The sequence below is a fragment of the Streptomyces sp. NPDC015032 genome (assembly GCF_043080425.1).
Lineage (GTDB): Bacteria > Actinomycetota > Actinomycetes > Streptomycetales > Streptomycetaceae > Streptomyces.
In genome coordinates this window covers 258,649-273,760 of the sequence record NZ_JBIBVN010000002.1, presented here as the reverse complement: position 1 = coordinate 273,760, position 15,112 = coordinate 258,649, and the positions used below count along the sequence as shown (strand labels likewise).

The following is a 15,112-nucleotide window of genomic DNA, read 5'->3' as shown; positions in this document are numbered from 1 at the left end:
CGGGGGAGCCGGAGGCACGGGGCGTGTGGTCCGGGGCCGCGCCGGTACGGTCCGGGCCCGCGTCCGTACGCACCTGGTGCCGGGCCCGGTCCTCGTCATCGGCCGTGGGCGGGGCGCCGGAGGGCGGGAACTCGGCGCCGTGTGCCGGGGGGCTCTGAGCCGTACGGACTCCGCCCGGTGCGCACGGCCCCGTCCCCGCGCACGCCTCGTCCGCCTCGTCCGCCTCGTCCGGCGTGAGCAACTCCGCGATGTCCAGGACGTGGTAACCCCGCATCGACGGCAGGCAACTGCCCCGGACCGGGCCGATCGCCTCCCCCCAGTTGCGCGGGATCGCGGACGCCCCGTGCAGGGCGCCGGCCAGGGCCCCCGCCACCGCGGCCGTGGTGTCCGCGTCGCGGCCCATGTTGACCGCGGTCAGCACCGCCGTACGGAAGTCGCCGCGCGCCGCCGCGAACGCGCCGAACGCCAGGCCGACCGCCTCCGGCGCGAGGTCCGTCCACGGGTAGCCGCCGACGACCACCGCGGAACGCACCGCGCGCTCCATGGTGAGCCGGTCGGGGTACGTGCGCTGCGCGGCCGCCACCGCGCGCCGCAGCGAGCGTGCCGTCCAGGAGTCCATGGGAACGACGGACAGCGCGGCGGCGATCACCGACGCGGTCCCGGCCCCCACCATCGCGGCGGCCACTCCGGCCGCCACCGCCTGACCGCCGTAGATGCCCTCCCCGTCATGGCTGACCCGCCCGTCCACCGCGACCAGGCGCGCCGCCTCGTACGGCCGGCCCGCCGCGAAGACGCCGAACGGGGCCGCCCGCATCGCCAGACCGTCGCTCCAGGCATGCCGGTGCTGGGCGGAGATCGGGGCGGCGAGGCCCCGGCGCAGATTCTCCAGCGTGCCCCGTTCGCTGAACCCGGCGCCGCGGAACGGCCCCTCGTCCAGATCGGCGATCCACAGATGCCAGGCCCGCTCCACCTGGGTGACGGTGAGTGCCGAACCGTGCCGGGCGAGCAGCAGTCCGGAGAAGATCGCGTACTCCGTGTCGTCCGTGCCCGCCGGGTCGTCGCTCACGAAGCCCTCGATCCGGCCCCAGCGACGACGGATCTCGGACGGCCGCAGGTTCTCCGCCGGTGCGCCCAGCGCGTCACCGACCGCGAGGCCGAGCAGGGAACCCCTGGCCCGGTCACCCAGATCCCCCGGGGATGTCCCGTTCCGGTCCGCGCCGTCCCCCGCCACCGCCGGTGCGCCGTGTCGAACCGCCGCCGTGCCGCCCGTCCGCGGCTCTGCCGGATTTCCTGCAATCAACTCCATCGCGTCGACCCTTCGCTCGCGCCGAGCCAGTTCTCGTACCTCCTCGATCTGTCCCACGCGGAGCTCCGGCAGAGGCCGGTCATCACCACAAAAGGGCCAGTCGGATGACGGCCGAGGTCCGGTGGGCGAGGCCGTGCTCACCTGGTCGCAGGGGTGGGTAAGTACGGCCTGCCTTGCTGGCGGGGGCCCTTTTTCGTGCGTATTTTCGAGGGTGTTGAGCGGGGGCGGAGCGCAGGAAACCCGCTGCCGGAGAAGGGGAGAGCTGTGTCCATCATCGAGACCGACGCCGTACTGCACGAGGCGCACCGCGACAACCACACCCACCGCGATGTGAACGGCGGCTGGCTGCGCCCGGCGGTGTTCGGTGCCATGGACGGACTGGTCTCCAACCTCGCGCTGATGACCGGTGTCGCGGGTGGTTCCGTCTCCCAGCAGACGATCGTGATCACCGGTCTGGCGGGCCTGGCCGCCGGTGCGTTCTCCATGGCGGCCGGCGAATACACCTCGGTCGCCTCGCAGCGCGAGCTCGTCGAGGCCGAACTCGACGTCGAGCGCCGCGAGTTGCGCAAGCATCCCAAGGACGAGGAGCGGGAGCTCGCCGCGCTCTACGAGTCCCGTGGCGTCGAGCCCGGCCTCGCCCGCGAGGTCGCGCGGCAGCTGTCGCGCGACCCGGAGCAGGCGCTGGAGATCCATGCCCGCGAGGAGCTCGGGATCGACCCGGGCGACCTGCCCTCGCCGCTCGTCGCCGCCGGGTCGTCGTTCGGCGCGTTCGCGCTGGGGGCCCTGCTGCCGGTACTCCCGTATCTGCTCGGTGCGAGTGCGCTGTGGCCGGCCGTGCTGCTCGCCCTGGCCGGACTGTTCGCCTGCGGTGCCGTGGTGGCCAGGGTGACGGCGCGCAGCTGGCTGTACAGCGGGCTGCGGCAGCTGCTGCTGGGCGGGGCCGCGGCGGCGATCACCTACGGCCTGGGCACACTGTTCGGCGTGGCCGTCGGAAGCTGAGGACTGTCCCGTAGGCGCTTTCGCCAGGATCGCGCCGGATCGGGGCCCGGCGACGGATCCCGCGGGCCCGGCGTGATCCGGACGAGAAGCCCTGGTGGGCCGGGCGGGGGACCGCTTGCCCGTAACCGGTCCGCCATCCGTGTGATGTACGTCTAGGCGACCGCCTCTGGGCGGAACGGCATCCCCGCACGTAAAATGGGTCTCTATACAGAGCTGCACATAAGTAGCCATTATCCGGCGGTTTCATTTCCTTTTCCGCCGGGCATGAGCCGTAGACACCGCGGGCAACGACGCCTGCTCTCTGCGGTCCCTCTCCCGGGCGCCCATCCTCCGACTGCGACCCACCCTCACCGCCTCACGCGGTGTCCGCATGTTGGAACGGACTATCCGCTTTCTGAGAAGCGCCTCATTATGTAACCCGCACGAAAATCGCAGAGGGCCAACGTCGTCCCTCGGCACTGAACATGCCACGACGACGACGGGAGAGCCGATGCGTACCGACGCCTGGTCGCCCATGGATGGTCGCCCCGCCCAGCAGGGGATGTACGACCCCCGTAACGAGCACGACGCCTGCGGTGTCGGGTTCGTGGCCACTCTGACCGGTGTGGCCGGCCATGAGCTGGTCGAGCAGGCGCTGACCGTACTGCGCAACCTCGAACACCGCGGTGCCACCGGATCCGAGCCCGACTCCGGCGACGGGGCCGGGATCCTCCTCCAGGTGCCGGACACCTTCCTCCGCGACGAGGTCGCCTTCGGCCTTCCCGAGGCCGGTGCCTACGCCGTCGGAATCGCCTTCCTGCCCGCGGACGACTCCGCCGAGGCCGTCGGGAAGCTGGAGAAGATCTCCGCCGAGGAGGGCCTCAGGGTCCTCGGCTGGCGCCAGGTCCCGGTCACCCCGGACATCCTCGGCAACGGCGCCCGCGCCACCATGCCCGAGTTCCGCCAGCTCTTCGTCGCGGACGGCGAGAGCACCGGCATCGCGCTCGACCGCAAGGCCTTCGTGCTCCGCAAGCGCGCCGAGCGGGAGGCCGGGGTGTACTTCCCCTCGCTCTCCGCCCGCACGATCGTCTACAAGGGCATGCTCACCACGGGGCAGCTGGAGCCGTTCTTCCCGGACCTCTCCGACCGCCGCTTCGCCACCGCCGTCGCCCTGGTCCACTCGCGCTTCTCCACGAACACCTTCCCGAGCTGGCCGCTCGCCCACCCGTACCGCTTCGTCGCGCACAACGGCGAGATCAACACGGTCAAGGGCAACCGCAACTGGATGAAGGCCCGCGAGTCCCAGCTCGCCTCCACCGCGTTCGGCTCTGCCGGCCATGGGCACAGCGGCAGCGAGCAGCTCGACCGGATCTTCCCCGTCTGCACCCCGGACGCCTCCGACTCCGCCTCCTTCGACGAGGTCCTGGAGCTGCTCCACCTCGGCGGCCGCTCGCTGCCCCACTCGGTGCTGATGATGGTCCCCGAGGCGTGGGAGAACCACACCTCCATGGACCCGGCCCGCCGCGCCTTCTACCAGTACCACTCCACGATGATGGAGCCCTGGGACGGCCCGGCCTGCGTCACCTTCACCGACGGCACCCAGGTCGGCGCGGTCCTGGACCGCAACGGTCTGCGCCCCGGCCGCTACTGGGTCACCGACGACGGCCTCGTCGTGCTCTCCTCCGAGGTAGGTGTCCTGGACATCGACCCCGCGAAGGTCGTCCGCAAGGGCCGCCTCCAGCCCGGCAGGATGTTCCTGGTCGACACCGCCGAGCACCGCATCATCGAGGACGACGAGATCAAGGCCGCCCTCGCCGCCGAGCAGCCGTACGAGGAGTGGCTGGAGAGCGGCGAGATCCAGCTGGAGGACCTCCCCGAGCGGGAGCACATCGTGCACACGCACGCCTCCGTCACCCGCCGCCAGCAGACCTTCGGCTACACCGAGGAAGAGCTCCGCGTCATCCTCGCGCCGATGGCCCGCACGGCCGGCGAGCCGCTCGGCTCCATGGGCACGGACTCGCCGATCGCCGCCCTGTCCGAGCGCCCCCGGCTGCTCTTCGACTACTTCACCCAGCTGTTCGCGCAGGTCACCAACCCGCCGCTGGACGCCATCCGCGAAGAGCTCGTCACCTCGCTGCGCTCCACGGTCGGCCCGCAGGGCAACCTGCTGGAGCCGACCGCCGCGTCGTGCCGCAGCGTCACGCTGCCGTTCCCGGTGATCGACAACGACGAACTGGCCAAGCTGATACACATCAATGCCGACGGCGACATGCCGGGCATGAAGGCCGCCACCCTCTCCGGGCTCTACCGGGTCGGCGGCGGCGGCGACGCCCTCGCGGAGCGGATCGAGCAGATCCGCGCCGAGGTCGACACCGCCATAGAGGACGGCGCCCGCCTCGTCGTCCTGTCCGACCGGCACTCCGACGCCGAGCACGCCCCGATCCCGTCGCTGCTGCTCACCTCAGCCGTCCACCACCACCTCATCCGTACCAAGCAGCGCACCCAGGTGGGGCTGCTGGTCGAGGCGGGAGACGTCCGCGAGGTCCACCACGTCGCGCTGCTGATCGGCTACGGCGCCGCCGCGGTCAACCCGTACCTGGCGATGGAGTCCGTCGAGGACCTGGTCCGCGCCGGCACGTTCATCGAGGGCATCGAGGCCGAACAGGCCATCCGGAACCTGATCTACGCGCTCGGCAAGGGCGTTCTCAAGGTCATGTCCAAGATGGGCATCTCGACGGTCGCCTCCTACCGGGGCGCCCAGGTCTTCGAGGCCGTCGGCCTGGACGAGGGCTTCGTCGCGAAGTACTTCAACGGCACGGCCACCAAGATCGGTGGCGCGGGCCTCGACGTCATCGCCCGGGAAGTGGCCGCCCGCCATGCCAAGGCCTACCCGGCGTCCGGCATCTCCGCCTCGCACCGCGCGCTGGAGATCGGCGGCGAGTACCAGTGGCGCCGCGAGGGCGAACCGCACCTGTTCGACCCGGAGACGGTCTTCCGCCTCCAGCACGCCACGCGCAACAAGCGGTACGACATCTTCAAGAAGTACACGGACCGGGTGAACGAGCAGTCCGAGCGTCTGATGACGCTCCGTGGTCTGTTCGCCCTCAAGACACATGAGAACGGCAGGAGCGACCGCGAGGCGATCCCGCTAGATGAGGTCGAGTCCGTCTCCGACATCGTCAAGCGGTTCTCCACCGGCGCCATGTCGTACGGCTCGATCTCCCGCGAGGCGCACGAGACCCTCGCCATCGCCATGAACCAGCTGGGCGGCAAGTCCAACACCGGTGAGGGCGGCGAGGACGCCGACCGGCTCTACGACCCGGCGCGCCGCTCGTCCATCAAGCAGGTCGCCTCCGGCCGCTTCGGCGTGACCAGCGAGTACCTGGTCAACGCGGACGACATCCAGATCAAGATGGCGCAGGGCGCCAAGCCCGGCGAGGGCGGCCAGCTGCCCGGCCACAAGGTCTACCCATGGGTCGCCAGGACCCGGCACTCCACCCCCGGGGTCGGCCTGATCTCGCCGCCGCCGCACCACGACATCTACTCCATCGAGGACCTGGCCCAGCTGATCCACGACCTCAAGAACGCCAACCCGGCGGCCCGCATCCATGTGAAGCTGGTCTCCGAGGTCGGTGTCGGCACGGTCGCCGCGGGTGTCTCCAAGGCGCACGCGGACGTCGTCCTGATCTCCGGCCACGACGGCGGAACGGGCGCCTCCCCGCTCACCTCGCTGAAGCACGCGGGCGGCCCCTGGGAGCTGGGCCTCGCCGAGACCCAGCAGACCCTGCTGCTCAACGGCCTGCGCGACCGCATCGTCGTGCAGACCGACGGCCAGCTGAAGACCGGCCGCGACGTCGTGATCGCCGCGCTGCTGGGCGCCGAGGAGTTCGGTTTCGCGACCGCGCCGCTCGTCGTCTCCGGCTGCGTCATGATGCGCGTCTGTCACCTGGACACCTGCCCGGTCGGCATCGCCACCCAGAACCCGGTCCTGCGGAGCCGGTTCTCCGGCAAGGCCGAGCACGTCGTCAACTTCTTCGAGTTCATCGCCCAGGAGGTCCGTGAGCTCCTCGCCGAGCTGGGTTTCCGTACGATCGAGGAGGCCGTCGGCCACGCCGAGCTGCTCGACACCGACCGGGCGATCACGCACTGGAAGGCGCAGGGCCTCGACCTGGAACCGCTGTTCCACGTCCCCGAGCTGCCCGAGGGTGCGGTCCGGCACCAGCTGGTCGAGCAGGACCACGGTCTCGCCAAGGCCCTCGACAACGAGCTGATCAAGCTCGCCGCCGACGCCCTGGACGCGGAGAGCGCCGAGGCCGCCCAGCCGGTCCGGGCCCAGATCGCGATCCGGAACATCAACCGGACCGTCGGCACCATGCTCGGCCACGAGGTGACGAAGAAGTTCGGCGGCGCCGGTCTGCCGCAGGACACCATCGACGTCACGTTCACCGGCTCCGCCGGCCAGTCCTTCGGCGCCTTCGTGCCGAGCGGAGTGACGCTGCGCCTGGAGGGCGACGCCAACGACTACGTCGGCAAGGGCCTCTCCGGCGGCCGTGTCATCGTCCGCCCGGACCGCGGCGCCGACCACCTCGCCGAGTACTCCACCATCGCGGGCAACACCATCGCCTACGGCGCCACCGGCGGCGAACTGTTCCTGCGCGGCCGGACCGGTGAGCGGTTCTGCGTCCGCAACTCCGGTGCGACGGTCGTCTCGGAAGGCGTGGGCGACCACGGCTGCGAGTACATGACCGGTGGTCATGCCGTCGTCCTCGGCGAGACCGGACGCAACTTCGCCGCGGGCATGTCGGGCGGCGTCGCGTACGTCGTCGACCTGGACCGCGACAACGTCAACGTCGGCAACCTCGGCGCGATCGAGGAACTCTCCGACACCGACAAGCAGTGGCTGCACGACGTGGTGCGCCGCCACCAGGAGGAGACCGGCTCCACGGTCGCCGAGAAGCTGCTTGCCGAGTGGGACAGCGCCGACGGCGGTGTCTCCCGCTTCAGCAAGATCATCCCGTCCACGTACAAGGCAGTGCTCGCCGCCAAGGATGCCGCTGAGCTCGCCGGTCTCTCCGAACAGGAGACCACCGAGAAGATGATGGAGGCGGCGACCCATGGCTGACCCCAAGGGCTTCCTGACCACCGGGCGCGAGGTCGCCGAGACCCGCCCCGTGGGCGAGCGCGTCAAGGACTGGAACGAGGTCTACGTTCCGGGCTCGCTGCTCCCGATCATCAGCAAGCAGGCGGGCCGCTGCATGGACTGCGGCATCCCGTTCTGCCACAACGGCTGCCCGCTCGGAAACCTCATCCCCGAGTGGAACGACTACGCCTACCGCGAGGACTGGACGGCCGCGTCCGAGCGCCTGCACGCCACGAACAACTTCCCGGAGTTCACCGGGCGGCTCTGCCCGGCCCCCTGCGAGTCGGCGTGCGTACTCGGCATCAACCAGCCGGCCGTCACCATCAAGAACGTCGAAGTCTCCGTCATCGACAAGGCGTGGGACAACGGCGACGTCACCCCGCAGCCGCCCGAGCGGCTCTCCGGCAAGACCGTGGCCGTCATCGGCTCGGGCCCGGCGGGTCTCGCCGCGGCCCAGCAGCTGACCCGGGCCGGCCACACGGTCGCCGTCTTCGAGCGCGCGGACCGCATCGGGGGACTTCTCCGGTACGGCATCCCCGAGTTCAAGATGGAGAAGGCGCACATCAACCGCCGCATCGAGCAGATGCGCGCGGAAGGCACCAAGTTCCGTACGGAGATGGAGATCGGCAGGGACATCGACGCCGCCGAGCTCCGCCGCCGCTACGACGCGGTCGTCATCGCCGCCGGTGCCACCGTCTCCCGCGATCTGCCCGTCCCGGGCCGTGAGCTGAACGGCGTGCACTTCGCCATGGAGTACCTCCCGCTCGCCAACAAGGTGCAGGAGGGCGATCTGACGGTCTCCCCGATCACCGCCGAGGGCAAGCACGTCGTCGTCATCGGCGGCGGCGACACCGGTGCCGACTGCGTCGGCACCGCCCACCGCCAGGGCGCGCTCTCGGTCACCCAGCTGGAGATCATGCCCCGGCCGGGCGAGGACCGGAACGCCAACCAGCCCTGGCCGACCTTCCCGATGCTCTACAAGGTCACCTCCGCGCACGAGGAGGGCGGCGAGCGGGTGTACTCCGTCTCCACCACCCACTTCGAGGGCTCCGCTCCCGAGGAGGGGCAGACCGTCGGCAACGTCCAGGCCCTGCACCTGATCGAGGTGGAGTTCAAGGACGGCAAGCCGGCGCAGAAGCCCGGCACCGAGCGGAGGATCCCCGCTCAGCTGGTCACCCTGGCCATGGGCTTCACGGGCACCGACCAGTCCAACGGCCTGGTCCAGCAGTTCGGCCTGGAGCTCGACGAGCGCGGCAACGTCGCACGTGACGCGGACTACGCCACCAACATCGACGGAGTCTTCGTCGCCGGTGACGCGGGCCGCGGCCAGTCCCTCATCGTGTGGGCCATCGCCGAGGGCCGCTCCGCGGCGCGCGGCGTGGACCGCTTCCTGACCGGAGCCAGCGCCCTGCCGGCCCCGATCCGCCCGACGGACCGCGCCCTGGCGGTCTGATTCCACGGCACACAGGACGTCCCGTACAACGGCGTACGGAACTGAACGCGGCGCCTGCCCGTCCCCGACCGGACGACCTCGGCAGGCGCCGTGGCGCGTCCGGGACCGGTCTGCTCCCTGTCCCGGCCCCGGCCCCGCTATGCGGCCGGGGCGACCCAGGTGACGATCACCGCCGCCGCCACCCCCAGTACCCCGGCCGGCGCCAGCCACCGCGCCCACTCGACCAGCCGCCAGATCCGGCGCGTACGCCGCACCTCGTCGCGCAGCAGCCGCTCCGGCTCACCGACGATCTCCCGGCCGGGCCGGTCGTGCACGGCGACGACGCTCAGCCAGGACGCGGCGACGAGCGCCACGAAGCCCGTGATCAGCAGGGCGATGACCGTCCAGCGGGGGCCGGCGGCCAGCTTGCTGAGATCCTCCTGTCCCTTGAGGACGAAGACCGCGGTCAGTACCGCGGTCAGCGAGGACAGGAAGTTGCGGTAGCCCTCGGCCTGCTGCACGGCGAGCCGGAGCTGCTCGTGCGGATCCGCGAGGGCGTCCAGCCGCCGTTCGGCGTCCCGCACCTGTTGCGGGGTGAAGTCCGTCATGATGTCGGCCCGGCCTGCGCGACCAGCCCGGCGGGCGGCGGGGCGAGCGTCAGCAGTGCCCCGCAGCCGTGCGGCTCGTTCGCCGGCCGGGGCATGTGGAGCGACGCGCAGCGGCAGGTGGTGTGCCACGTCCCCGGCCCCGGGTCCTCACGGCGGCCCAGGAAACCGCCCCCCTTCGGGACCGGTGGCTGGACGAAGGGGAAGGTCCGGGTCATCGGGCAGCCGCACTGGACGCAGGTGCCCGTCGCCGTGTAGAGCGCACGGCCGCCCGACTCGCGCAGTGTCCACGCGAAGGTGAGTACTTCGGACCGGGTGACGGCGGCGTTGTATTCCATGGGATCACTGACTCTCTTCGACGGTCGGTGCGGGAGCCGGCAGGCCGAGGCCGAAGAGGCCGGCGTACTGCCGCAGGCGCCCGACGACCCCGGCCTCGTCGAGATCGGTCTCCTCCGCGCACAGGGCGATGTGGTCCCGGGAGACCTCGCCGGTCAGGGCCGGCAGACGGCCGGTGAGCTGGGAGGTGAGGAGGAGGACGTCGCGCCAGTCCGGCGACAGGGACGCCTCGCGGGAGTCGGGTGCGCGGACGGTGACTTTGAGACCCAGGCAGCGCAGGGGCGCGTAGCGCGCGTACGTCCGGCCGAGGTCCCAGCCGAACCTGCCTGCCACCAGGACGAGTTCGAGCGGTCCGAGGACGCCGGGGCCGAGGAGCCCCTTGTCGAAGGCGGCGTGGTCGAACCGGTCCGGCGTGAAGTCGTCCAGGTCCAGCACGCCGGGGTCGGCCGGGTCGCCCGGCGGGGTTGGCGCGCCCAGTGGGGCGAAGGTACGCAGACGGCGGACGGACGCTCCCAGCGAGCAGAGGCTGTCCTCCGCATGCCTCAGCAGGGCCGGAACGGTCAGCCGGTCACGGAACCGGGTGGCATGGGAGTCGACCGCTCCGGAAACCAGACTGCGTACGTCGCTGGCGGTGGCGAGCAGCCCACGGGCGCTCGGCGGGAGCGGTTCGACCTTCAGAGGCAGATCCGTGCGCACTCCGTTCAGCAGGTCCACCATCGTCCCGAGTTCGCTGTCCTGCTGGACCGAAAGGGCCAGGGCATAGGCCAGGCTGACGCCGTCCTCGTCGAAGTCGCCCCCGACGCTGATGTAATAATCGGAGTTGGAAATGGTGTTGGCCGCCGAATAGGGGACCAGGAGACCGCTGCGGGTGGATACCTGCCGCTCCAGGGCGACCCTGTCGGTCCCTCTCCAGTCGATCGCTCCCAAGGCGTCCAGGGCGCTGATCGCCTTGCGGAGTTCCGTCAGGTCTCTGCTCCGCTGGAGAAAGACGCCGACCAGCTCCCACGGCCTCAGCGCGGGTGCGGCCGATCCCGACTGCCCGTTGAACAGCAGGACGGCGAGCGGGTACGGGACGATCCAGTCGGCCACCTCTTCGGGAATGTCCTGGGCAAGGGCACCGGTGACCGGAGTCGCGACGTTGACCCGTCGGACCACCTCTCCCAGGGGGACTCCGAGTTCCGAGGTCGCCCTCAGCAGATGATGCAGCGGAAGCGCTCCCTCGCGCCACGGCGGTGTGCGGTCGAACTCCGCCGACAGCAGGAGGTGCTGGTCGGGCGGGAGCACACCGGATTCGAGCGCGGCGGCGGTCGGTGTGCGGACGAGGGAGAAACCCAACGCGGTGAACTGCTCGATACGACGGGCGAGTTCGCCGAGAGCCAACGGAGGCTCCGCGCGGCTCAGCAGGTCCACGGGCCCCACTTCCCCGGGCAGCCAGCCCGTCGGCTTCAGCCAGGGGGTGGGAGGGAGGCCCCCATCGATCGCGATGCGGCAGACCTCGTCCTTGGTCACGCGCTCCTGGGCGAGCACCGAGTCGATTTCGGGAGGCTTCGGCAGCGTGGGGTCGAGGTGGGACAGCTCCTGGAGCAGATCCGCCACCGCGCCCAGGGGGAGGTCGTGGAGTGCCGACACCGCCAGGATCGGGGCATGCACCGCAGGCGGCTTCGATCTGCGCAGCGTCTCGGACTGCTGCCGGAAGAACAGGAAGGTCGTCACCTCAGAGGGGTGCAATTGCCTTGCCACGGACGCATAGCCGGCGTAGAGGTCGGCGGCAGGCTGCCCCACCCCGCGGTCCCCCAACTGCCTCAGGTCGTCCACGGCCGGGACCTCGACCCCCGTGACGGCATAGCGGCGCAATGCCTTCAGCGCCTCGCGCACCGGCACCTGGGCCCGGGCACTCGCATGGAGCACCGACACCCACGGTGGAGGCATTTCCTTCTGGAAGAGCAGGGCATCAAGACTGTTGTGCCTGGGGTAGCTCGCCGGAGCGAAGTGCTCCTGGGACGCGAAGATGCCCAGACGAGTGAACTGCCAGTCCCTGAACAGCACGTTCTCGTGGGGACGTTCGGAGTCGAGCCGCGCACCGCTGTAGGTGTTGCGCACGGCGCTCTCGTCGAAGGGGAAGCAGCCCGCAGTGGCGAGCGGCAGCCTCCCCGGCACCAGCCGCTCGCCCTCCTCGGAGTTCAGTACGGCCGTCGCGCCCCGGGGCAGCCCGTCGAGTACGGCGATGGCGACGCGGGGCGCGTCGGCGGCCAGCTTCCACAGCCACCGCATCGACACTTCCTCGCAGTCGGCCACCGCGTCCGCGACCCCGGCCAGTAACTCCTCCAGTACCAGGTCCTCGTCGTACGACAGCAGTTGATTGCGGTCCACGCTGGGCACCGGACTGTGCCGCTCGCACAGATTGATCACCCGCCCCTCGACGGCCGGGGCGTCCCGCACCACCACTCCGTCCAGCAGCAGCTGTCCCGGCCCCTGCACCAGCCAGGCGAACGCCTCCGTGCTCTCGCGCCCCCGGACCAGCAGCGGGCTGCCGTGCCAGCCGTCCCGGTGCGCCAGGCGGCCGGGATCCCAGCCGAGACTGCGGGCCGGCTTCCCGTCCTCGGTCAGCTCCTTCGCCGTCACCCGGTGCTCGGTCACCCACAGCAGCGAGTGCAAGGTCTCCACCAGGGAGGGCCGCTTCTCGCCCTCGCGGGGCTCGGCCAGATAGAGCCGGACCCGGGTGCCGCCGTTCGCCGGGACCAGCGGGTCGTCCGAGCGGTTGATCTGGAGCAGACCGGAACCGGACTGGATGTCCGCCCGCAGCGGCTTCTCCTTGCCCGGCCGTCCGAAGGAGTCCACCGCGTGCGTCCAGACGACGACCTCCTCGGCGAGCATGAAATAGCTGAACACCCCGATGCCGAAACGGGAGTTCATGGCCCGGTCGGCAATGCCGTGGCGCCGCCAGTTGCGTCGCTCCAGGACGAAGTCCGGGTCCTGCTCGTACCGCTTGCCGGCCCGCGCGAACATCGAGGTGAGCTTGGAACGGGTCATGCCCGCACCCGTGTCCAGGCACTCGATGTACGGACGGTCGTCGTCCCAGCCCTGAGTGAACGTGATCTCGCCCTCCCAGCCCTGCGCGGCGGTCATCTCGCCGTCCCACGAAGTCCGGGTGAGACCGTACTGCCGTCGCATGTCGCGGTACCGGCAGGCGTCCAGCGCGTTCTGGTACAGCTCCCGGACCGCCAGCATCCGGTCCCCGTACAGCTGGGTGCCCATCAGCAGCGGCCGGATCTCGTCCTCCGCGAGGCGGAACCGTTCCAGCGGCTCCTGGTAGCGCCCCGGCAGAGCCCGCAACTGCTGTGCCGTCACCTGGTCGGGCAGTCCGCGCAGCAGCGGTTGCGATCCGATGTCGCCGCGAAACGCCTGTACGGTGGCGTCGGCGTCGAGGGCGAGCTCCTCCACCGCGGCGTGCAGCGCCGGGTGCGGGCACCGGAACCAGACGGTGAGACCGTAGGTGTCGGCGGTGCGGCCCTCGTCCTCCTCCTCGTAGTCGAAACCGGTGCCGAGCGCCTTTACGACCTCGGTGGGCAGCAGGGGATCGTGCGCGCCCAGGTGGTCGACGAGCACGCTGGAGAGCCTGCGCGGATCCGCGGCGAGCAGCCCCGCCGTCCACAGCAGCCGGGCCAGTTGCAGCCCGCGGAGCCGGTTGCCGGGGACCGGCCGCCAGTTCTCGTCCCAGGTGTCGTCCGCGTGGTCCAGATTGATCCGGGGGCTCCGGCCGGGTTTGACCGTGAGATGGCCGAGGACCTGGCGGACCTTGCTGTCGATCTCCTGTCTGGTCTCCGCCGTGACCGTCCCCGCGAGGGGGGTCTCAGCCGCCGCCTCGATCGCCGCGACCGTCATCCCGATGAGCCGGTCGACGAGACCGTAGTCCCCGGTCCGTTCCCACAGCCGGTCCCAGTCGGCGATGAACCGGTGGCGCAGCCAGTGGTCCGCGGCGGTCGTGGCGGACCGGAGCCGGGGCCCGCGCCCCCGCAGCGTCTCGGCCGTCCGCAGCACCATGGAATGGGCGCGGCAGACATCACGGGCGGCGTCACGCACCAGCCGCCGGTGGTCACCGGCCGCCTCGGTACGGCGGCGCGGGCCCGGATCGAACTCTTCGGGCAGGAGCCCGCGCAGTTCGTCCAGGGCGATGGCGACGACACCCTCGTGGACGACGGCCGCGGCCAGCAGACACCCCGTCTCGGCGGGGGTCAGCCGGTCCCCGTGCCGCAGTTGCGCCCGTGCCACCAGGGAGGTGAGCCGGGCCTCGACGCGCGCCGGGTAGAGCGGGTCGGACCAGGGGTCGTCGCGGTGGGCGCCGAATCCCGCGCAGCTGTCGACCACACAGTGCACCAGCTCGGTCAGCTTGTCCTTGACCCGGTCGTGGGCGGCCCCGGTGCCCGAGGTGTGCGCCCACAGCCCGGACTCGCGGATCGTCCGGGTCCAGTGCAGGGTCTGCCGCGAACCCTCGCAGAGAACCGGGTCGGACTGCGCGGCGCCGGACGGCGGGATGGGCAGCCGGGTCTCGACCCTCGGGGGCTCGGCCTGCGGGTGCTGGTCCGCGGTCCGGCGCAGCTCGGTCTCCGTGTGCCGGGCCACGTCGAGGAACGTCGTCGGCGGGTTCGTGGAGGACAGCGCGCCGGCCAGTGCCCGGGCGAACCAGCTGCCCTCCACCCGGTCCGCGTAGGCCCGTTGTCCGGCGCCGCAGCTGTAGAGCCAGTAGGCGTCGTGGCTGCCCGAACTCCACCCGCCCGCCGTCTGCGCGGGCACCGCCGCGCCGGTCGTACGGCAGATGTCGAGGCAGACGACGGCGGTGACCCCGGCGGGCAGAGAGCTCAGCAGCCCGCTCTCGTCGGCCCGGAGCAGGCTGCGGGGGAGGAGACCGCGGCTGCCGTCCGGGAGCTCCGGTCCGGGCTGGGCGTCGGCCAGGACCAGATGGTCCTTGCCGTCGAGGGTCTCGCCGTGGCAGGAGACGTAGAGGAATGCCGTGTCGCCCGGTTCGCAGGACCCCAGGAAGTCGCAGACCGCACCGAAGACCGGGTTGAGACCGGTGTCCTCGTGCTCCACGACGACCGAGTAGTCGGACTGCCTCAACGCGGTGGCGATCAGCGACACATCGCGTTCGACGAAGTCGAGCGGGCGGTACCGGACCGCGAGATCAGGGTTCTTGGCCAGATACGGGGTGTCCTTCACCCCGATCAGCAGCGCGCGCCGCCGTCCCGCCGCAGCCTCGCCCTGTTCCCGCTCCACACGCGCCCCCAGCCCTCTCGTCCCCGGCCACATCATTCCAGAAG

The 15,112-nt window shown here is 71.2% G+C and carries 6 protein-coding genes and 1 pseudogene; 3 read left to right on the top strand and 4 right to left on the bottom strand.

Annotated elements, in window-relative coordinates; translation table 11 throughout:
* Positions 1-142 precede the first annotated feature (142 nt).
* Positions 143-1,306, bottom strand: a pseudogene (locus ACF08M_RS04100) (ADP-ribosylglycohydrolase family protein); the annotation flags it as partial.
* A gap of 264 nt (positions 1,307-1,570) precedes the next feature.
* On the opposite strand from ACF08M_RS04100, the gene ACF08M_RS04095 reads away from it, so the two are divergent.
* From ACF08M_RS04095 to ACF08M_RS04085, 3 genes are all read left to right on the top strand, one after another.
* The gene (locus ACF08M_RS04095; protein ID WP_392183659.1) at positions 1,571-2,305 is read left to right on the top strand and encodes a VIT1/CCC1 transporter family protein; all 735 of its coding nucleotides are present in this window, start codon (positions 1,571-1,573) and stop codon (positions 2,303-2,305) included.
* Positions 2,306-2,795: 490 nt separating this feature from the next.
* Positions 2,796-7,406 (top strand): glutamate synthase large subunit, encoded by a 4,611-nt coding sequence (gltB, locus tag ACF08M_RS04090; RefSeq protein WP_392183658.1) that lies wholly within the window; start codon positions 2,796-2,798, stop codon positions 7,404-7,406.
* Complete coding sequence (locus ACF08M_RS04085) at positions 7,399-8,877, top strand: glutamate synthase subunit beta (RefSeq protein WP_392183657.1); 1,479 nt, start codon at positions 7,399-7,401, stop codon at positions 8,875-8,877. Before gltB ends, ACF08M_RS04085 begins: the two co-directional genes overlap by 8 nt.
* Before the next feature lie 137 nt (positions 8,878-9,014).
* Here the strand turns inward: ACF08M_RS04085 and ACF08M_RS04080 are convergent, their stop codons facing one another.
* From ACF08M_RS04080 to ACF08M_RS04070, 3 genes are read right to left on the bottom strand one after another with little or no spacing between them, the layout of a single operon-like run.
* Complete coding sequence (locus tag ACF08M_RS04080; protein ID WP_392183656.1) at positions 9,015-9,464, bottom strand: hypothetical protein; 450 nt, start codon at positions 9,462-9,464, stop codon at positions 9,015-9,017.
* Positions 9,461-9,799 carry a hypothetical protein gene (locus ACF08M_RS04075; protein WP_392183655.1) on the bottom strand — a complete coding sequence of 113 codons (339 nt, stop codon included), beginning with the start codon at positions 9,797-9,799 and terminating at the stop codon, positions 9,461-9,463. Before ACF08M_RS04075 ends, ACF08M_RS04080 begins: the two co-directional genes overlap by 4 nt.
* 4 nt (positions 9,800-9,803) lie before the next feature.
* Positions 9,804-15,068, bottom strand: a complete 5,265-nt coding sequence (locus ACF08M_RS04070; RefSeq protein WP_392183654.1) for a caspase family protein — start codon at positions 15,066-15,068, stop codon at positions 9,804-9,806.
* Positions 15,069-15,112: the final 44 nt, after the last annotated feature.